At 69.5% G+C, this 19,072-nt stretch carries 15 protein-coding genes; 5 read left to right on the forward strand and 10 right to left on the reverse strand.

From position 1 onward, the window contains the following. Positions 1 to 166 precede the first annotated feature (166 nt). The 9 genes from ACIBAF_RS47255 to ACIBAF_RS47295 form a co-directional block, all read right to left on the reverse strand. A complete protein-coding gene (locus ACIBAF_RS47255; protein ID WP_399472697.1) occupies positions 167 to 1,060 on the reverse strand; it encodes an alpha/beta fold hydrolase in 894 nt (297 codons plus the stop codon). Further along, complete coding sequence (locus tag ACIBAF_RS47260; protein ID WP_399472699.1) at positions 1,057 to 1,737, reverse strand: isochorismatase family protein; 681 nt, start codon at positions 1,735 to 1,737, stop codon at positions 1,057 to 1,059. The genes ACIBAF_RS47255 and ACIBAF_RS47260 overlap by 4 nt, the downstream gene beginning before the upstream one ends. Continuing rightward, entirely contained in the window at positions 1,734 to 2,384 is a 651-nt protein-coding gene (locus tag ACIBAF_RS47265; protein WP_399472701.1) for an SRPBCC family protein, read from the reverse strand. Before ACIBAF_RS47265 ends, ACIBAF_RS47260 begins: the two co-directional genes overlap by 4 nt. Continuing rightward, positions 2,375 to 2,914 carry a (2Fe-2S)-binding protein gene (locus ACIBAF_RS47270; RefSeq protein WP_399472703.1) on the reverse strand — a complete coding sequence of 180 codons (540 nt, stop codon included), beginning with the start codon at positions 2,912 to 2,914 and terminating at the stop codon, positions 2,375 to 2,377. Before ACIBAF_RS47270 ends, ACIBAF_RS47265 begins: the two co-directional genes overlap by 10 nt. Then, entirely contained in the window at positions 2,911 to 5,283 is a 2,373-nt protein-coding gene (locus ACIBAF_RS47275; RefSeq protein WP_399472705.1) for a xanthine dehydrogenase family protein molybdopterin-binding subunit, read from the reverse strand. The genes ACIBAF_RS47270 and ACIBAF_RS47275 overlap by 4 nt, the downstream gene beginning before the upstream one ends. Then, on the reverse strand, positions 5,280 to 6,128 hold the full coding sequence (locus ACIBAF_RS47280) for an FAD binding domain-containing protein (RefSeq protein ID WP_399472707.1): 849 nt from the start codon (positions 6,126 to 6,128) through the stop codon (positions 5,280 to 5,282). The genes ACIBAF_RS47275 and ACIBAF_RS47280 overlap by 4 nt, the downstream gene beginning before the upstream one ends. Before the next feature lie 57 nt (positions 6,129 to 6,185). Beyond that, on the reverse strand, positions 6,186 to 7,589 hold the full coding sequence (locus ACIBAF_RS47285) for an MFS transporter (RefSeq protein WP_399472709.1): 1,404 nt from the start codon (positions 7,587 to 7,589) through the stop codon (positions 6,186 to 6,188). A gap of 146 nt (positions 7,590 to 7,735) precedes the next feature. Then, positions 7,736 to 9,007, reverse strand: a complete 1,272-nt coding sequence (locus ACIBAF_RS47290; RefSeq protein WP_399472711.1) for an FAD-dependent monooxygenase — start codon at positions 9,005 to 9,007, stop codon at positions 7,736 to 7,738. Positions 9,008 to 9,040: 33 nt separating this feature from the next. Beyond that, positions 9,041 to 10,072, reverse strand: a complete 1,032-nt coding sequence (locus tag ACIBAF_RS47295) for a hypothetical protein (protein ID WP_399472713.1) — start codon at positions 10,070 to 10,072, stop codon at positions 9,041 to 9,043. A 442-nt stretch (positions 10,073 to 10,514) separates the two neighbouring features. Here ACIBAF_RS47295 and ACIBAF_RS47300 point away from each other — a divergent pair, with 442 nt between their 5' ends. Then, on the forward strand, positions 10,515 to 11,537 hold the full coding sequence (locus tag ACIBAF_RS47300; RefSeq protein WP_399472715.1) for a carbon-nitrogen hydrolase family protein: 1,023 nt from the start codon (positions 10,515 to 10,517) through the stop codon (positions 11,535 to 11,537). A gap of 114 nt (positions 11,538 to 11,651) precedes the next feature. Here the strand turns inward: ACIBAF_RS47300 and ACIBAF_RS47305 are convergent, their stop codons facing one another. Continuing rightward, positions 11,652 to 14,453, reverse strand: a complete 2,802-nt coding sequence (locus tag ACIBAF_RS47305) for an AAA family ATPase (protein ID WP_399472717.1) — start codon at positions 14,451 to 14,453, stop codon at positions 11,652 to 11,654. An 88-nt stretch (positions 14,454 to 14,541) separates the two neighbouring features. Between ACIBAF_RS47305 and ACIBAF_RS47310 the strand changes: the two genes are divergently transcribed. From ACIBAF_RS47310 to ACIBAF_RS47325, 4 genes are all read left to right on the forward strand, one after another. Next, positions 14,542 to 14,691, forward strand: a complete 150-nt coding sequence (locus ACIBAF_RS47310) for a hypothetical protein (protein WP_399472719.1) — start codon at positions 14,542 to 14,544, stop codon at positions 14,689 to 14,691. 315 nt (positions 14,692 to 15,006) lie between these two features. Beyond that, positions 15,007 to 16,566: a tannase/feruloyl esterase family alpha/beta hydrolase gene (locus ACIBAF_RS47315; protein WP_399472721.1), complete on the forward strand. Its 1,560-nt coding sequence runs from the start codon at positions 15,007 to 15,009 to the stop codon at positions 16,564 to 16,566. A 568-nt stretch (positions 16,567 to 17,134) separates the two neighbouring features. Next, entirely contained in the window at positions 17,135 to 18,109 is a 975-nt protein-coding gene (locus ACIBAF_RS47320; RefSeq protein WP_399472723.1) for an ABC transporter substrate-binding protein, read from the forward strand. Between the two features lie 89 nt (positions 18,110 to 18,198). Further along, positions 18,199 to 18,972, forward strand: a complete 774-nt coding sequence (locus tag ACIBAF_RS47325) for an ABC transporter permease (protein ID WP_399472725.1) — start codon at positions 18,199 to 18,201, stop codon at positions 18,970 to 18,972. Positions 18,973 to 19,072: the final 100 nt, after the last annotated feature.

Consider the following 19,072-nt stretch of genomic DNA (forward strand, 5'->3'; position numbering starts at 1 on the left):
CCGAACAGGCGACGGCCGAACCAACGAATCTGAACACCCATCAACCCCTGCTGACCAGCTGATCAGCACATCCCGCATGACGGGGGAACCTCAGAACTGGGGACGATGAGGCCGATGTGATGGTCCGACACGGGTTGTCCTTCGGTTGAATGAACGGCGGCTGTGGTCACGGCGTGGCAGGGCTGGACGCCGAGGCAGGAGGCGGGGAGAGGATGTGCCCCAGGGCCGTGCGCAGGGCCGTGACGGCGGTCGCGGGGGCGTCCCAGAAGATCATGTGCCCGGCTCCGGGGATCTCGCGCAGCGGAGCCCACGGGTTGCTCTCCGCGGCCTCCTGAGCTCCCGCGGCTGTCACGACGGGGCTGTCGGCGCCGTACAGCAGGTGCACCGGCTCGGGCACGTGCGGCCACCAGTCGAAGAAGTCCTCGTGTTCGAATCCGTGGTGCGTGGCCACGATGGCCTCCCGGTCGCAGCTGGAGAGCCAGCGGGCCCGCAGTTCCTGCTCGCGCCGTGGCCAGGAGGGCCAGGAGATGGCGACCTCGTCGGCGTCCGTGCCGCGCAAGGCCTCGGACATCTGGCGCAGGAACGCCTCCAGCGTGGTGGGATAGGGCCCCCGGTCCGGACCGCTCATGGGCGGGTCGGCCAGAACGGTCCCACGCAGCGGCGCCTTGGCCCGCACCGCGACGGCGGCCGCGATGCGTGCTCCCATGGAGTGACCGAACAGCAGCGGGCGGTCCAGCCCCAGGCCGGTGATCAGGGCCTCAGTGTCCTCTGCGTACTCCTCAAGGCTATAGCTGTCGCCCTCGTCGGACAGGCCCCGGCCGCGTACGTCGAGCACCACGGGCCTGACCAGGTCGGTCAGCTCTCGGGCGACGAAGTCCATGGTGATCGCCGGGCTGGTGATGCCGGGCAGGACGACCAAGGGAGGCAGGTCGCCCCCGTAGTCGAGGGCGTGCAGCCGGAGGCTGCCGGAGCGGACCCACCGGCTGGTCGCCGGCACGTCGGCGAGATCGGCGAGCGCGGCCTGCGGGATCGATCGCTGGGACACGTCACTTCTCCTCATGAGCGGCCATGCCGGGCGGAGGCGGCCGACGCGGCGCTGACGTAGCGGACGGCGTCGTCCAGGCTGACGACGTCGCCGTACTTGGCCTGGATGTCGAACAGGGCCGCGCCCGCGGGCCCTTCGGCCCGGTCGCCGACGCAGGCGCGGGGTACCAGCACCGAGAAGCCCGACTGGACGGCGTCGACGGCGGTGGCGCGCACGCAGCCGCTGGTGGTGGCGCCACAGACCACGACGGTGTCGCAGCCGAAGCCGGTGAGGGTGGCGGCGAGGCTGGTCCCGAAGAACGCGGAGGCGCCCTTCTTCACCACGAGCACGTCGTGCCCCGTCCGCATGGGCAGGCGCGGGTCGATGGCAACGGCGTCACTGCCCTCGACGAGTTCGCGCAGGCCCGGTGCTTTGCGCAGCCAGGTGACCGAGTCACCGGTGGCCTCTGCCTCCGTGTAGGCGATGGCCGTGAAGATCACCGGCACGTCGGCCGGGCGACCCGCCTCGATCAGGCACGTGGTGGCGGCGACTACCTCAGTGAGGTCCGCGCCCGAGGGGTAGGAGGGCTCGGTAAAACCGCGGGTCAGGTCGACGACGACGATCGCCGGGCGGCTTCCCCGCCGAACCGGGGCGCCAAAGCCCGCCTGCTTGTAGGTGCGGTCGGTGCCGACACCGTAGAGTCCGCCGCTCACCGACGCTTCCCCCGCCCCAGAAGCCAGCCCTGGAGGAGGCCGAGCAGAAAGGCCGCCGCAGCCGGGCCGTACTTCTTCAGCAGCGGGACGGCGACCAGGGACAAACCGTTGAGCTCGGCGGACGCCGCGGCGGGCGCGGCGGCGGGCGCGGCGGCCACCGGAGTGGCCCCGGCCGACGTGCTCGCGGGGGTCTCGGCGCCGCCGCCGGCCAGCAGCAGGTTGCCGAGGTTCTGGGCGAACTGCTGGAGGATACGGTCGGACACGGTGGCGATGGCGCCCTTGCCGAACTGGGCGATCTTGCCGCGGATCACCAGGTCGGTGTTGAGGTTCAGTTGCGCGCCGTCCGCGGTCGGCACCACCTCCAGGAAGACCTCGGCCTCGGCGTCGCCGCTGCCGTGCGTGTCGGCGCCACTGGCGTGGACGCGCAGCTGCCGCTTCTCGCTGTCGATCTCCAGGAAGCGCACGGTGCCGGCGTAGGCGGCCGTGATCGGGCCCACCTTGACCTTGACGGCGCCGCGCCAGGTGTCGCCGTCGCGTCCTTCGAGGGCTGCTCCCGGCATGCAGGACGCCACTCGCTGAACGTCGTTGATGAGGGCGAACACCGCGTCGGGCGCGGCTTTGACGGGAACGGTGCTGATCAGTTGCATGGTGTCTCCTCAGTGCCCTTGGCGCACTGAGCACGCCGGGCGGTCGCGCAGGCGTCGATCGCCTCCACGATGGTCTGGTAGCCGGTGCACCGGCACAGGTTGGCGGCGACGACCTCCCTGATCTCTTCCTTGGTCGCGTCCGGCTGCTCCGCGAGGAAGCCTTCGGCGAGGGTGAGGAAGCCGGGGGTGCAGAAGCCGCACTGCAGGCCGTGGTGTTCGGTGAAGGCCTGCTGCAGGTCGCTGAGTTCGCCGGTCTCGGGGTCGGAGAAGGCCTCGACGGTGGTGATCCTCGAGCCCTCCGCCTGCGCGGCGAACATCAGACAGGCCCGCACCGGGAGCCCGTCGACGAGCACGGTGCAGGCTCCGCAGATGCCGTGTTCGCAGCCGACGTGGGTACCGGTGAGCCGCAGGTCGTGGCGGAGCACGTCCACCAGGGTGCGGCGCGCCGGGGTGACCACCTCGTACGAGGTGCCGTTGACGTCGAGGGCGATGAGCTGGACGTCGTCGCCCAGGCCGGTGGTGTCGGTCATGATGTCTGCTCCGGTGCGGGTGCGGTCAGGGCACGGTGAACGGTCTCCGGTGTGATGGGGGTGTTGTCGAGTTCGACGCCGGTGGCGCGCAGCGCGTCGTTGACAGCGTTGAGTACGGCGGCGGGGGCCCCGATGGTGCCGCCTTCCCCGGCGCCCTTGGCACCGGTCTCGGTGAAGGCGCAGGGGGTCTCCAGGTGGTGGATGGAGACGTCGGGGATCTCGTGGGCGGTGGGGACCTTGTAGTCCATGAAGCTGGTGGCCGACGGCTCGCCCTGGGCGTCGTAGGTCACCTGCTCGAAGAGCGCGCCGGCGATTCCCTGGGCGATGCCGCCGCGGGCCTGGCCCTCCACCACCTGAGGGTTGATGGCCACTCCGCAGTCCTCGACGCAGACGTAGGCGAGGATCTCCACCTGTCCGGTGCCCTCGTGCAGTTCGACGACGACTCCGTGGGTGGCGTTGGAGAAGGTGCCGTCGTTGTGGACGTCGAAGACGGCGGTGGCGGTGAGGCCGGGATCGATGCCCTTGGGCAGCAGGTGCGACCTGAGGTACGCGGTGTCGGCCAGGTGCGCGTGGGTGAGGAAGGCGTCCGGGTCGTCGCGGCGGCGCACCCCGCCCCGGTCGAGTTCGGTCTCGTCCGGGGAGATGCCCCACTCCGCGGCCGCGACCGCACGGAGCTTGTCGCCCAGCTTGGCCGCCGCGAGGCGTACGGCGCTCCCGCCGACCGTGATCGAGCGGCTGGCGAACGAGCCCCAGCCGTAGGTGATCCGGTCAGTGTCGCCCTGGTGGAGCTTGACCTTGGCGATGTCGACGCCGAGCGCGTCGGCGACGATCTGCGCCATGGTCGTCTCGTGGCTCTGCCCGTGGCTCATGGTGCCGGTGGTCACGGTGACCGCGCCGCTGGTGTCCATGCGGACCTCGGAGAGGTCGAACCCCGGGACGACCTCCATCTTGCGCGCGGCGAAGGCCTTCGAGCCGTAGCCGGTGCGTTCGCTGAAGCAGCTGTAGCCGATCCCGATGTGCCGTCCCTCGGCCCGGGCCGCGGCCTGGCGGGCGTACCAGCCGGCCTCCTTCAGCGCCTGCTCGCACAGGTTGAGCGACTCCAGGTACGAACCGGGGTCGTAGGTGATGTCGTTGACGCCGGTGTAGGGGAATTCGGTGATGATGTTCCGGCGCCGGATCTCGAGCGGGTCCAGGCCCAGTTCACGCGCGGCGCGCTCCATGAGCCGCTCCACGACCATGACGTACTGCGGGCGGCTCACGCCCCGGTAGGGGGCGGTCGGCGCCTTGTTGGTGGTGATGGCCCGGCCCCGTACCCGGTAGGCGGGCACCTTGTAGACGCCGGGCATCTCGGCGGCGGCCATCAGCGGCTCGATGCCGGCCGTGAACGGGTAGCACGAGTAGGCGCCCATGTCGCAGACCACATCGGCGTCCAGGCCGAGAATCCTGCCGTCGGCGTCGAAGGCGGCACGCGCGGTGTAGTGCTGTTCCCGGGCGAGGAAGGACGCGGACAGAGCGTCCTTGCGGTCCTCGATCCACTTCACGGGCCGGCGCAGCCTCAGTGCGGCCGCGGCGACTGCGATCTCCTCGCGTCCGACGACGCACTTGAGGCCGAAGCCGCCGCCCATGTCCGGGACGATCACCCGAACCGCGCGCTCGTCGAGCCGCATACAGCGGGAGGCCACCGTCCGCACCTGATGCGGGACCTGGGTGCAGGTGTGCAGGACGAGCTGTTCCTCCCGGTCGTCCCAGTGCGCGACCACACCGCGGGTCTCCAGCGGCAGCGCGTTCTGCCGCCCGGTCCTCGCGTCCACGTGGACCACGCAGGCGGCCTTGGTGAAGATCCGGTCGATGCCTCTGGTGGCGAACGGAGTGACGTCGACCAGGGTGTTGTGGGCCGCTTCCTCGTGCACCAGTGGAGATTCGGCGGCGAAGGCCTGTTCCTCGCTGGTGACGGGCGGAAGGGTCTCGTACGTGACCTTGGCGGCTTCCAGACCGTCCTCGGCGGCATACGGGTCACGGGCGACGACGACGGCGATGGGCTCGCCGACGTAGCGGACCCGGTCGCGGGCCAGGATGGGCATGACGGTCGGCACGAACTCCGAGATCGGGCGGCCGAGTTGAGCGGTGATGTCGCCGAGCTCCAGGTCGGCGGCGCTGAACGCCGCGACGACGCCCGGCACGTTGCGTACCTCTGTGAGGTCGACGCCGTTGATCACTCCGTGGGCCACGGTGCTGCGGACGAACTGTGCGTGCAGTTGGCCGGGCAGCTCGATGTCGTCGACGAAGCGGCCGTGTCCGCTCAGCAGCCGGGGGTCCTCCCGGCGTGCGACCGATCTGCCGACCAGACGGTCGTCCGTGGCGGGCTTCATCGGGAGATCGCCTCCTCACAGGCTCGTTCGACCAGAGTGCGGATGAGGTGCTTGCGGTATTCGGTGCTGCCGTTGGCATCGCCCGGCGGGTCCGCGGCGGCCGCCGCGGCATCCGCGCAGTCGCGGAACGAACCCCCGGCGGCCAGCACCGCCTCCGCCTGGGGGACCCGGACCGGCATCGCGGCGACCCCTCCGAGGGCCACCCGACCGCCCTTGACCGTGTGGCCGTCGGTGTCCAGGTCGACGGCGGCGGCCACGATGGCGAAGTCGCCTCGGCGCTCGGCGAACTCGGTGAGGGCCGCATGCGGCGCGGGGCGCGGGAAGACGATCTCGACGAGGATCTCGTCGGGATCGAGCGCGGTCGTGTAGTAGCCGAAGAAGAACTCCACGGCCGGGATGCGGCGTCGGCCGCGCGGACTCCGGGCCACGAGCTCGGCGTCCAGCAGGACCGCGAGCAGACACCACTCGGCGGTCGAGTCGCCGTGCGCCATGCTGCCGCCGACCGTGCCGCGGGTGCGGATCGGCAGATGACCGATCCACGCCATGGCGTCACGGATGACGTCGAAGCCCGCTCCCAGCTGGTGCGGCGGGGCGGCCTCCACCGTGTGGTGGGTGGTCAGTGCCCCGATGTGCAGTCCGCCGTCGACGTCGACACCGAGGTGGTCGAGTTCGCGCAGACCGGCGATGTCGACCAGGTGGGCCGGGCGGGCGAGCCGGAAGTTCATCATCGCGACCAGGCTCTGGCCGCCGGCGATGACCTTGGCGTCGTCACCCGACTCGGCAAGGAGCGCTGTCGCGTCCTCGACGTCGCGTGCCCGGTGATAGCGGAAGGGAGCGGGCTTCATGTCTCTCCTGTCGTACGGAACCTGGCGGGAAGGCGCCCGGTCAGGCGGGGCAAACCCTCAGAGCACCGCCTGGCCGGATGTCGGTGTCGGAACCGGATGGCCCTCCAGAACGACCTCGATGTCGTCGTCGAGCGCCCGTCCCTTCGTCTCGGGAGCCGCGACCGCGGTCCAGACGACGGATGCCACGACGGCGAGGGCCAGCGCCGCGAAGGTCAGCGGCAGTCCCAGCATCGGCCACAGCACCGAGCCGAACAGCAGCGGGGCGAACCCGGTCAGGACCCGGCTGAACGACGACGCCCAGCCGAAGCCGCTGGCCCGCAGCAGTGTCGGATAGAGCTCGGAGACGTAGGCGTACATCGCCGGGATGGTCAGCTGCATCAGGAAGCCGAAGACCGCGAGGGCCACGACGGACCCGGTCGGCATGTCCAGCAGGAGCGCGAAACCCACCAGTGTGAGTGAGGCGAGCGGTGCGGTGACGCCGATGAGCCACTTCCGGCCGACCATGTCCACCAGCACGGTGGATGTCAGGACGGCGATGATGCCGACGCCGCTCATGAGTGTGGTGCTCATGAAGGCGGTCTTCTCGCCCAGTCCCTGCTCCTTGAGGATGGACGGCATCCAGCTCAGCGCCGCGTAGTACACCAGCATGACGGTGGCGAACAGCAGCCAGGCGGCGGAGGTGATGCGTGCGCTGAACTTCCATATGTCGCGCAGCTGGTCCAGCGCGACCCGCGGACCGTTCGCCTTCACATGCCGGGGCGGTGCCGGGATGACGTAGGGCTCGACCGGTGCGCCGGTGCGGGCCACCAGGTCGTCGATGATCGCGCGGGCCTCGACCTCCCTGCCCTTCTTGCTCAGGTAGACCGGGGACTCGGGGATGCCCCGGCGTACCCAGAACAGCAGCAGTGCCGGGAGGCTCATCACGGTGAGCATCCACCGCCAGTTGTCCTCGAGCGTCAGCATGGCCGTCGACACCAGTCCGCACAGCGTCACGCCGATCGGCCACCACACGTCCAGTGCGGTCAGGACACGACCGCGGTACTTCCTCGGCGAGAACTCCGCCACCAGGGCGTAGTCGACGGGGATACAGCCGCCGAGTCCGACGCCGGCGACGAAGCGCAACAGCAGGAAGAGCCAGTAGCTCGGGGCGAGGGCTCCGAGTACCGAGAACAGCGCGAAGATCAGCAGCGTGACGCTGAAGGCCTTCTTGCGGCCGATACGGTCCGCTACCGCCCCCCAGACGACGGCGCCGAGGGCCATGCCGATCAGATTGGCGGTGGCCACCAGGCCGCGCTGGGAGAGCGTCAGGTCGAAGTGCTCGCCCAACAGCGGCATGAGAAAGCCGTTGAGGGCGATGTCGTAGGCGTCGAAGAGGTAGCCGAGGCCACCGATGATGAAGACCTTGCCCTGAACTCCCCATCTCCAGGGGAGGTCCTGAACAATCTGGTCACCTGTTTTCACGTTCGCTCCACGGGGGTGTACGAGGGGGACGCGCCCGCACTGGGCGGACACCGGGGTGGAAGAGCGGGGTGGTTGGGCCGGAGAAGGGCCCGGAAGGGGGTGAGCGGAGAAGCGAGAAGCGGGGAAGCGGGCCGGGTCAGCCCGGGTCAGCGGGCGAAGCGGTACTCGTAGGCGCCCAGGTCGGGGTCGTTGAGCGGGGTGCCGCTCCACAACCAGTGGTAGGAGACGTCGGATTCGCCGTCGAAGCCGCGCCGGAGCAGCTCGTCCCGGGCCTCCTGCTGAGGGCCGTCCGGGTAGTGGTAGAAGCTCTTGTTCTGCAAGGACGCGTCCTGGACCATGCCGGCGTGCTTGGCGCGCCGGTCGACGTAGCGGCGCAGCGCGTTGTCGACGCAGCCGACGGTGGCTCGGCCCAGTTCCTCCGCCAGGACGGCGGCGTCCTCCATGGCCTGCGAGGCGCCCTGTGCCTGGTACGGCAGCATCGCGTGGCAGGCGTCACCCAGGAGGGCCACGCGGCCGTCGACCCAGATCGGGTCGCGGCGGCGGTGGTAGAGGGCGAAGGCCATGACGTCGTCCTTGGCCTTGGACAGCATCGCCGCGACGCGATCGTCCCAGCCGGAGTAGGCGTCCACGAGCTCGTCGGCGGTGACGGTGGCGGTCCACCTCTCGGCGACGTCGTCGGTGCACGGGACGCAGCCGACGATGTTGAGGTACTCACCGCCTCGGATCATGTAGTGGACCAGGTGGCGGTCGGGGCCGTACCAGATGGTGCTCTGGAAGCGGTCCATCAGGAAACGGGTCGCCGGATCCGCAGCGATGAGGTCGCCGGGGATCAGGGCCCGGAAGGCCATCTCCCCGGAGAATTCCAGGGTGTCCGGCAGGCCCATGAGGTCGCGGACGCGGGATCGGATGCCGTCGGCGCCGATCAGGACGTCGGCTTCGAAGCGTCGGCCGTCCTCGGTCACCGCGGCCGGACGGCGCGGATCACTGCGGTCCAGTTCGGTGACCCGGCTCGCCGTGCGCAGTTCGACGACCGGACCGGGTCCGGCCGGGTCGACGCAGGCGTCCGTGAGGACCTGGTGCAGGTCGGCGCGGTGATAGTGCCAGTACGGGGCGTTGTAGCGCTGCTTGACGGTGTCGCCGAGCTGGGTCAGTCCGACGATGCTGCCGTCCTTCCACCTGCGCCGCACCTGGTCCTGGGGCTCGGTGCGGATCGCCTCCAGCTGCTTGCGCAGACCGAGCCCGAGCAGGATGCGGCTCGCGTTGGGCGCCGTCTGGATGCCCGCGCCGATCTCGCCGAACTGAGGCGCCTGCTCCAGCACAGTGACCCGCAGGCCCCGCTGACGCAGCGACAGCGCGGCGGTCATCCCGCCGAGCCCGCCTCCGACGATGACGACTTCGAAAGATTGGGTGGATGCCATGTGTTTCTCCAGATGCAGGTGCGGCAGGCGGGATCAGAAGTCGACGAGTCGGCCCGCGGTGACGACTTCCCGGCCGTCGACGGAGACGGTGCAGCCGCGCATGGCGATGTCGAGATGGGCGTACGACTCGCGCTTGAGGATCGGGTGCGGTCCGGTGGACCACAGGAAGTTGCCGGCGAACGCGCGCGCGTCCATGCCCATCAGCTCTTCCTTGCCGTACAGGGCGGTGGCGAACCAGTCGGCACTGCGCATCAGGCCCCAGCCCATGTGGGAGAGGCTGCGCGCCCACTGGTCATGGGCGTCCTCGAAGAAGGTCTCCAGCAGCTTCGCCTCGGCGCCGCCCGACACCTTCTCGATGTCGCCGTTCGCGATCTCCAGGGTGACGGGCTGGCGCACGTACTCCTTGAACGGCAGCAGGATGTCGCCCTCGGCGAGCACGATCCGGCCGTCGGAGAACTTCGGCCAGCACAGCACCATGGTGCTGGGCCAGTGGTCCCAACGCCCCGGGTCGTCAGCGAACCCGACCTGGAACTCCGGCTTGGATCCGGGCAGTTCGACGGTCAGGTCGGTACCGGCCTCGGAGGTCACCCGCATCACGGAGGCGCTCTTGAGCAGCTCCACGCCCTGGAGAACCTCGGCCTTGTCGCCCTCCTTGGGCATGTTGCGGATGAGGACGTCCGGGGCGTCGCAGACGAAGAGGATGCGGGTGCCCGTCCGCAGAATCTCCTGCTGCAGGGGGGCGTGGATGAACCCCTCCCGAGTGAGGTCCACGACCAGGTCGGCGCCCTTGAGCAGCTCCTGCGCGGTGGTGTCGTTCAGCACCGCGGTCAGGCCCGGTCCGGCGCCGGTGTGGGTGCTGTCCGTGGGGGACGGATTCCCGCCGGGCACGGTGGCGGCGATGACGTGCGCACCGCAGGCCTTCGCCGCGCCGAAGGCGGCCGCGACGTAGTCACCGCGGCTGGACGGCTCGGACAGGACGACGACGTGCTCGTCGGGCTGGAGCTTGCACAGCTTCAGTTCGCGAGTGAACGCGTCGAGCAGGTCAACGGCGGTGAGATCGAGCATGTCTCGCTCCTAAGGGTGGGAGTGGTGAGAGACGGGCGGTCGCGTGGTCGGGGAGCCGGGGATCCGGGGAGGGAACGAATCAAGCCAGGTGAGCAGAGATCGACACCGGGCGTTGCGATGCAGGAGGGTGCCGCCGACGGAATTAATCCGAGCACGTACGATCTCGATCTGACAAGAGGGTCGCCTCGATTTCGAAGCCACCCGACGAGTGACTTACCTCACACACTGACGCTACCCTGGGTCTGACCTGGGGGTTTTCGCACACCTCCCCCACCCCGCGGGCGCCACACGCGAACGACGGTTGAATGCAGGGCGCACGGAACCTTGCAGCGAGGAGGTCGTACGTGCTCGGATCTAATTCATCCGCATCCGGACTATGCGCTCTGGGTGCCACTCGATGGCTGATTCCCACCAGTGCACGCCGCCTCTGAGGAGGGCTCCGATGTCAGCTCCCGTTTCCACGAAGCGAACGGTCGCCGCGGTACACGCCGCCCCCGTGTTCATGGACACCGAGGCAACCGTCGACAAGGTCATCAGCTTCATCGAAGAGGCCGGCCGCGACGGCATCGACCTACTGGTCTTCCCCGAGACCTTCGTACCCGGCTACCCGTACTGGATCGAGGCATACGCCCCACTTGACCAGCAGGGCGCCAACGCCGCCTACGCGGAAGCGTCCATCGAGGTGCCCGGCCCACAGGTCGCCCGCATCCAGGCGGCGTGCGCCCGTGCCGGCGTCGGTACGGTCCTCGGTGTCAGTGAGCGCCTCGCGGGCACCCGCACCTGTTTCAACACCCAGGTCTTCATCGAGCCCGACGGCAGGCTGCTCGGCGTGCATCGCAAGCTTCAGCCCACGTATGTCGAGCGGATCGTGTGGGCGCAGGGCGGCGGCGCCACGCTCAGCGTGTTCGACAGCGCGCTGGGCCGGATCGGTGGTCTGGCCTGCTGGGAGCACACCATGAACCTGGCCCGCCAGTCTCTGATCACCCAGGGGCAGCAGATCCATGCCGCCGCATGGCCCGGCCTGTCCACGATGGCCGGCTTCGAGACCGTCGCCGACGTCCAGATCGACGCCATGATGAAGACCCACGCGCTCACGGCCCAGACGTTCGTCGTCTCCGCCGGCAACCCGGTGGACGAGACATGCCTGCAATGGATGGAGTCCACCATCGGACCGCAGAAGCACATCACCGCGGGAGGTGGTTGGTCTGCCGTGATCCACCCCTTCAACCAGTACCTCGCCGGGCCGCACACCGGCCCCGAGGAGAAGCTGGTCACCGCCGAGATCGACCTCGCCGACATCAACGCCGTCAAGGTGTGGGTCGACTCCCGGGGCCACTACGCGCGACCGGAGATCCTCGGCCTGCGAGTCGACCAGCGCCCGCTGTGGCACGACGAGGGACCCCGCGAGTGGCCCGCCGCCCCGAGCGACGTCGACACCCCCACCCCGGCGACCGCAACGACCTGAGCCCGAGCGGGGATACCGCAGAGCCAGGGGCTCGGCCCAGCGAAGAGCGGCGCTCGGCCGGGCCCCCTCACCATTCCTGTCAGGCAGATATCCGGCAAGTCCGCCGAGGCCGCCTCACCCCACCGATGGTTCCTCCCGGAAGCAGACGGCCAGTTCGCTGCGGGAGCGGATACCCAGCTTGGTATAGACATGTGTCAAGTGGTACTGGACCGTCTTGACGGAGATGAACAGTTCCAGCGCTGCCTGCTGGTTCGTCGCACCGGAGGCGACCAGACGGGCCACGGCCCGTTCCTGCGGCGTGAGTTGGGCCATGTCGGCGGTTGACCGGCCCGCGTGCACACCGCCTGCCTGCAACTCCCTGTCACAGCGCTCCACGTAGGTGCGGGCGCCGAGGGTGGCGTAGGCGTCGCGAGCGTTCTTGAGGACGGTGTCGGCCTCGCGACGTTTACCAGCGCGGCGGAGGGTCTGACCGTAGGCGAAGTGGACCCTGGCACGGTCGTACCCGAGGGGAAGGCTCTCGAGGTGAACGAGGGCCTGCTCGAACTCCTTACGGGCCGTGTCGATGTCACCGCGGGCGGCGGTGACCCGACCGCGGGCCAGGCCCAGCCGGGCCAGCGTGGAACGGCTCGCGCGGTGGGCCGCGCGTTCCTCGTGCGGGGCGAGGAAGGCGTCGGCCTCCTCGACGCGGCCCGTCATCACCAGTGCGTTGGCGTAGACGTCCGGCCAGGGCCAGAAACCCGGCTCGTCGATCGACTCGCGCGTGGTGAGCTGGGCCACGGGGGAAAGGGCTGCGATGACGCGTTCGTAGTCGCCACGGGCCTCGGCGACCTGGGCACGAGCCAGACACGACGGGATCAGCATGAGCTCGTAGTGGTGGAGGTCGGCCGCCGCTTCGCGCACATGATGATCGGCCGCCGCCCAGTCCCCGCGCAGAGCGTTGATCTGGGCCCCGGTCCAGTGCACCAGGGGACGGATCAGTTCGACGGGGGCCTCCTTGAGCCTGGCTGCGGCCCGCTGCACCGTTTCCAACGCCTCCGGCCACGCCCCCAACGTGAACTGGGCACGGGCCAGCCAGCCCTGCGCCGCCAGCGGGATTCGGGTGGAGCCCATGCGGTAGCCGGCGGGGACGGCGCCTTCCAGCCTGCGGCGAGCGTCTTCCGGTTGGTCCATGGCGAGATCGACCAAGCCGCGGCCGATCTGGAACCGCTGGGGCGGGGCCCCACGGGGCAGTGTCGCGGCGGCCGCCCCGTATGCGGCCACGGCCTCCTCGGGACGACCCGTCATCGCGAGTCCCAGGCCCAGCACGGCCTTCGCCTGGGTGCCCGACGGGTCGTCCGCCTTCGCCAGTGCCAGCGCTTGGCGGGCCCAGGCGACCAGGTCATGGCCGTCCCAGCGGCCCAAGGCGTGCAGAAGCAGGCGTTGGCAGATCATCGCTGTGAGGCCGGGGTGCCGTCGAGGATCGCTGCGCTGCCACGCCTGGGTGAGGAAAGCCTCGGCTTCGGCGGGGCGGCCTCGCATGAGGGCCAGGTAGCCCAGGACCGCGTCGCGCAGGGCGCCGGCGGAGAAGCTCTCCAGTTCGGCGGCGAACGAAGAGGCCTGGGGCACGTCTCCGGCCCCGATCATGGCGTCGACCGCGCGCAGCAGGCGATCCTCCCGGGCGGCACGCGCGGTGCTCAGACGACCGGCCCGCACGAGGCTGTCTGCCACGGCGGACCACTCTCCGACCGAGGCGCGTTCAGCGGCGTACCGGTCGAGTTCGTCAGCCAGTGAGTCGTTCGCCGTGGTACTGGCGGCCACCCGGTGTATGAGCCTGCGACCGTGGTTGGATGTGACCTCCGCCGCCCTCAGGTGCAGTTCGGTGCGGTGGGTCAGCCCCATGCCGGTGAGGACAGCTGCTCTGAGCAGGGGATGGGGGAAGGCCAGCAGAGCCCGGCCGGGGTCGAACGTGGCCACCAGCAGCCCCGCTTCGCGCGCCTCGTCCACGGCCGGCAGCGGATCTTCGATCCCGGCCAGTTCGGCGGCCTCGACGAGCAACGCCTCCTCACCCAGGACGGAGCCGGCCTCCACCAGCGCCCGAGTGGCCTCCCCGCAACCGGCGAGGCGATACCGCACGACGGAGGCGTAGATCGTGGGAGCGGGCAGTTCGGAGCGGCAGTCCTGCAAAGTCTCGCGCGGCAGTTCACGTAAGAGCTGCAACAGATGGCGGGGGTTGCCGACTGTGTGGTGGCTCAGACGGCCGGCGGCCGGCAGCTCCAGGGTGAGACCGACGCGGTCGCGGGCCACTGCCCGAACGTCCAAGGGGGACAGTGGGCCGGGGCGTATGGCGTCATCGCGGCAGCCGTCCAGGAAGTCCAGGGTGGCCAGGACCGACGCGGGGAGTCCCAAGTGCCGCTCCTGGACTTCGTACAACTCATGAGGCGCGTCTCGCGCGATCAGGACGACCAACACCCGCTCCCGCGACAGCCTGCGCACCGAGGACCGGATGGCGCGCAGGCTGTCGACGTCGGCCCAGTGGGCGTCGTCCACGACCACCACCAGCGGCTCCGTCTCCTGCTGGGCAGCCCACTGGCGGTGCAGCACCCGCGAGGCTTCGAGAACTGCGGCCGGCGCCGTCGAATCGGGCAGGGTGGTTCCCTTGCCCCAGGCGCGGACGAGTTGGGCGGCGACACCGAGCGGCAGGTCCGACTCCCAACGGACCCCGGTGACGTGCACCACACGTGGCGCGAGGCCGTCGACACGGGTCCGCTCCATGTCCAGGACGTGCTCGACCAGAGCCGTCTTGCCGATACCGGCCGGTCCCGCGACCAGCACCATGGCCGGATGCCCCGCGCAGGCGGAGCCCACCGAGCGGGTCAGCGCGGCTACCTCAACGACCCTCCCCATCAAGCGGGGCGGCAGCTCCGGATGGTCAGTCATGGGCCAGAACGTTAACACCGGGCCTGTTGCTTCCATGTCAGTCGCTCGGCCGACGGCAACCACGAGGCCGATGCCCTGGACCGGCCCCATGACGACGCCTTCCTGCCGGCGCAGCTCGTCGCTGGAGCGGGCTCGCATCTGGGCGGCTGTGCTGACCGGGCTGCAGACACGGGCCGACGCTGCCGGGCTGATCACGTGGGAGGTGAACGTCGACTCCGCAATCTGCGAATGGCAGTGACCGCACGGCGTCGTCCGCCCCGCACCCCATCCTGGCGGCGGCGACCCGGCGCCACCTCGGCACCAGGGACGCCCGGTGCGATCTCATCATCTGGCTGGCCGGCCGCGACTTCCCAGGGCGGCCGGCTCAGCGGACCAGCGCTTTCTGCAACACGGCCTAGGTCAACCCTGGGGGAATCGCCGAGGCAGTGAGTTGATCAGCCTGGCACGCTGCCGAGGCGAACTGTCCCTCACTCAGAGACTCTGAGGTGAGCCGTGCACGAGGAGCTCGATGAAGCGCTTGCTCGCCCTTTTCTGTACCGTTCTCACAGCCTCGGTGTTGACAACATCGGCCCAGGCGGACGACGCCGCCTCCATACGCAAGTCGCCGCAACAAGCGTGCGGTGACCTGTCCGTACCCCAAGTGCCCGGTGCCGGCGTCGAATCGGTCACCGCCGTGATCCGGCCCCCCGGTGATGTGGCCGGCACACCGCCGTTGCCGCCTGTCACGTCCGTACCGGCCGTGTGCGACGTCACCGTGTTACTCAGCCACCCGGGCGTCGGTGACCGTGTCACCACGCGTGTGTGGCTCCCGCTGGAATCGTGGAACGGCCGTTACCAGAGTACCGGCGGCGGAGGTTACTCGGCCTCGGGTGGGGAGGCGGCGCTCGCCACCGCCGTCAAGAGCGGTTACTCGGCGGCCTCCACCGACGCCGGAGTCTCCACCAATGGGCTGGACCCGTCGTCCTGGGCACTCGACTCGCAGGGCCGCGTCAACACGGGTCTGCTGGAGGACTTCTCCAGCCGCTCCCTGCACGACATGGCGGTGATCGGGAAGCAGATCACCGCCGGCTTCTACGACCGGCAGACCTTCTACTCCTACTGGAACGGCTGCTCCACCGGCGGGCGTCAGGGCTGGATGGAGGCCCAGCGCTACCCCGACGACTACGACGGCATCATGGCAGCCGCTCCCGCCGCCAACTGGGACCGCTTCACCCCGGGCAACATGTGGGCCCAAGTCGTGATGAACCAGGAGAAGGACTTCCTCAGCCCCTGCGAGCTCGACACGTTCACCCAGGCAGCCATCACCGCCTGCGACCGTAACGACGGGGTCGCCGACGGCGTCGTCGACGACCCCGACCGCTGCCACTTCGATCCCCGCTCCCTGGTCGGCCGACAGGTGGTCTGCGACGGCAAGACGCTCCAGATCACGGCTACCGATGCCATGGTCGTCGGCCGTATCTGGTCAGGACCCACCACCCGCACCGGACAGTTCCTGTGGTACGGGCCATTGAAGAGCACGTCGCTGACGACCGCGGCCGGCACGGTCGTCTCCCCCGACGGAACCCGCACCGGAAAACCGTTCCCCGTCATCGACAACTGGTTCAAGTACTTCCTCAAGCAGGACCCCGCGTTCGACGCCTCCACGATCACCTACGCCGAGTACGAGAAGCTCTTCCGCCAGTCCCAGCGCGAGTACAACGGGATCATCGGAACGGACGACCCCGACCTGAGCGCCTTCAAGGCGGCAGGCGGAAAGATGATCACCTGGCACGGGGTGTCCGACCGCAACATCCCGGTCCAGGGAACCGTCGATTACCGCAAGCGTGTCGAGCGCGAAATGGGCGGCGCACGGCAGGTCGACTCGTTCTTCCGCGTCTTCCTCGCACCTGGCGTCGATCACTGCGGATTCGGAACGGGACCCGCGCCGACGGACCCGCTGGCCGCCGTGGTGAACTGGGTGGAACACGGCAAGGCCCCTGCGACCCTGCCCGCGTCCACCACCAAGCCCGACGGCACCGTGATCACCCGCAACCTGTGCCGGTACCCCCTCCAAGCCCGCTACTCCGGCCACGGTCCGACGACCTCGGCCGACAGCTACACCTGCCGACGCTGACCCGAGAATGACCCGCGCGACGCGGGCGGCGGGCCTGTGCGCCCACCCGCCCGCGTCTGGGGCCGGCCCCAGACGCGGGCGGGGCGTCAGCGGTTCCAGCGCGGCGATATCGGGACCTCACGCCGGTCGTGGAGGCGGGGACGTCGGCAGCCGCACGGGACACGTCGGGTGTCCAGCATCCACCAGGTCGGCTATCTGTCCGCCGGGACTGCGACGGCAGACGCGCGGCAGGTAAGCCCACGGGCCGCCTGTCCTGCCCTGGCAAACGATCGCGTTCACGACCTCCCTGATCCGTAGGCGCACCGGTGACCGGTGACCGCCGGCCGAGCGGTGCCGGCTCTTTCAGGCGGTGATCCGGCTCGATCGAGCCCACTGCCCACCCGACAAGTCGGTTGGGTACGGCCGGCGTTCACTCACTTCGTCACACCAGCAGCCACCGGCCGCGAACCAGTGTTCGCGGCCGGGCAGGCCTATTGACTCACCCCAAACGGAGAAATAACCTCCGCCCACTTGTTCGTGTGACGAAATTTAATTCGCATCTCGAACACCATTCCTCCAGGAGGGCCCCATGCGAAGGCGCGTTCTAGGGCTTGCTGTAGCGGTGCTGACGGTCGCGGGAGCGGCCGGATGCGGATCTTCGTCATCTGCAACCGACGCCTCATCGTCGGACGGCGGCAAGACCACCGAAGTCAAGGTCGGGATCATCCCCATCGTCGACGTGGCACCGCTGTATCTGGGGAAGGAGAAAGGGTTCTTCAGCAGCCGGGGCATCGAGCTGAAGATGGAAGCCGCCCAGGGTGGCGCCGCCATCATCCCCGGTGTGGTCAGCGGTCAGTTCCAATTCGGGTTCAGCAACGTCACCTCCCTGATGATCGCTCAGAGCAAGGGCGTGCCGATCAAGTCCGTGGTGAACGGAGCCGCCTCCACCGGTGACACCACCAAGGACATCAGTGGGGTGGCCGTCAAGAAGGACAGCCCGATCAAGTCCGCCAAGGAGCTCGTCGGCAAGACAGTGGCGGTCAACACCCTGCAGAACATCGGGGACACCACGGTCCGCGAGGTGGTGCGCAAGGACGGCGGCGATCCCTCGAAGGTCAAGTTCGTCGAGATGCCGTTCGACCAGATGCCGGCCGCGCTGGACGGCGGGCGGGTCGACGCCGCGTGGATGGGCGAGCCCGCGCTGACCATCGCCAAGGGCCAGGGCGCCCGCGTGGTGGCGTCGCCGTTCGCCGAGACCGACCCGAAGCTCACCATCGCGGCGTACTTCGCCTCCGCCAAGCTGGCCCAGGAGAAGCCCGACCTGGTGAAGAAGTTCACCGAGGCGGTGACCGAGTCGCTTGAGTACGCCTCCGAGCACCCGGACGAGGCGCGCCAGATCATCAGCACCTACACCAAGATCGACGGTGAGGTGTTGAAGGACATGACGCTGCCGACCTGGCCGACCGAGTACGACATGGCCTCCCTGGAGAAGCTGGCCTCGCTCGGCGAGCAGGACGGCATCTTCGGCGGCAAGAAGCCCGACCTGAACACCCTGTTCTCATGAGCGCGACCGGGAGCACTTCCGTACCGACGAAGCCCTCCGGGACCGCTGCCGGTCCCGGAGGGCCGGGCGGCGGCCGTGTCCGGCGCGCTCTGGACGGAGCGGGCACCCCGCTGCGGGGACTGGCGGGACTGGCCGGGCTGGTGATTCTGCTGGAGGTGCTGCCGCACACCGGTGTCGTCTCCGCCGACTACCTCCCGCCCGCCTCCGAGATGGGCCGGGCCCTGTGGCAGATGCTCGACGAAGACGTGTTCTGGACCGCGCTCGGTGACACCCTCACCGGTTGGGGCCTGGGACTGGCCATCGCCGTGGTGGCCGGCGTGGTGACCGGCGTGGTGATCGGGGCAGTGCCGGTGCTGCGGTCGGTGACCGCCTCAACCATCGAGTTCCTTCGGCCGATCCCGTCGGTGGCCCTGATCCCGGTGGCGGTGCTGCTGTACGGCACCGACCTGGAGTCGACGCTGCTGCTGGTCGTGTACGCCTCCTTCTGGCAGGTGCTCGTCCAGGTGCTGGCCGGCACACAGGACGTCGACCCGGTCGCCCATGACACCGCCCTCAGCTACCAGCTGGGCAGGTGGGGGCGAGTGCGGTATGTCCTGTGGCCCACAGCGCTGCCGTATGTGATGACCGGCGTGCGGCTGGCCGCGACCGTGGCACTGGTCCTTGCGATCACCGCCGAACTCGTCATCGGCGCGCCCGGCCTCGGGAACCAGCTCGCCGTCGCGCAGACGTCCGGCGCCGTGCCGCGGGTCTACGCCCTGGTCCTGGTCACCGGACTCCTCGGCGTCGCGGTCAACCTGCTGGCCCGAGCGGTCGAGCGGCGGGCATTGCACTGGCACCAATCGATGCGCAGGGAGGGACAGTGACCACCGTGAGGTTCCCCCGTCATGCGGGATGTGCTGATCAGCTGGTCAGCAGGGGTTGATGGGTGTTCAGATTCGTTGGTTCGGCCGTCGCCTGTTCGGC

The organism is Streptomyces sp. NPDC051677, assembly GCF_044453465.1.
Taxonomy (GTDB): domain Bacteria; phylum Actinomycetota; class Actinomycetes; order Streptomycetales; family Streptomycetaceae; genus Streptomyces.

Bases quoted from the DNA above. Each gene is read 5' to 3' on its own strand.
- ACIBAF_RS47255 (WP_399472697.1), bottom strand. From the start codon at position 1,060: ATGAGGAGAAGTGACGTGTCCCAGCGATCGATCCCGCAGGCCGCGCTC.
- ACIBAF_RS47265 (WP_399472701.1), bottom strand. From the start codon at position 2,384: ATGCAACTGATCAGCACCGTTCCCGTCAAAGCCGCGCCCGACGCGGTG.
- ACIBAF_RS47270 (WP_399472703.1), bottom strand. From the start codon at position 2,914: ATGACCGACACCACCGGCCTGGGCGACGACGTCCAGCTCATCGCCCTC.
- ACIBAF_RS47275 (WP_399472705.1), bottom strand. From the start codon at position 5,283: ATGAAGCCCGCCACGGACGACCGTCTGGTCGGCAGATCGGTCGCACGC.
- ACIBAF_RS47280 (WP_399472707.1), bottom strand. From the start codon at position 6,128: ATGAAGCCCGCTCCCTTCCGCTATCACCGGGCACGCGACGTCGAGGAC.
- ACIBAF_RS47290 (WP_399472711.1), bottom strand. From the start codon at position 9,007: ATGGCATCCACCCAATCTTTCGAAGTCGTCATCGTCGGAGGCGGGCTC.
- ACIBAF_RS47295 (WP_399472713.1), bottom strand. From the start codon at position 10,072: ATGCTCGATCTCACCGCCGTTGACCTGCTCGACGCGTTCACTCGCGAA.
- ACIBAF_RS47300 (WP_399472715.1), top strand. From the start codon at position 10,515: ATGTCAGCTCCCGTTTCCACGAAGCGAACGGTCGCCGCGGTACACGCC.
- ACIBAF_RS47305 (WP_399472717.1), bottom strand. From the start codon at position 14,453: ATGACTGACCATCCGGAGCTGCCGCCCCGCTTGATGGGGAGGGTCGTT.
- ACIBAF_RS47310 (WP_399472719.1), top strand. From the start codon at position 14,542: ATGACGACGCCTTCCTGCCGGCGCAGCTCGTCGCTGGAGCGGGCTCGC.
- ACIBAF_RS47320 (WP_399472723.1), top strand. From the start codon at position 17,135: ATGCGAAGGCGCGTTCTAGGGCTTGCTGTAGCGGTGCTGACGGTCGCG.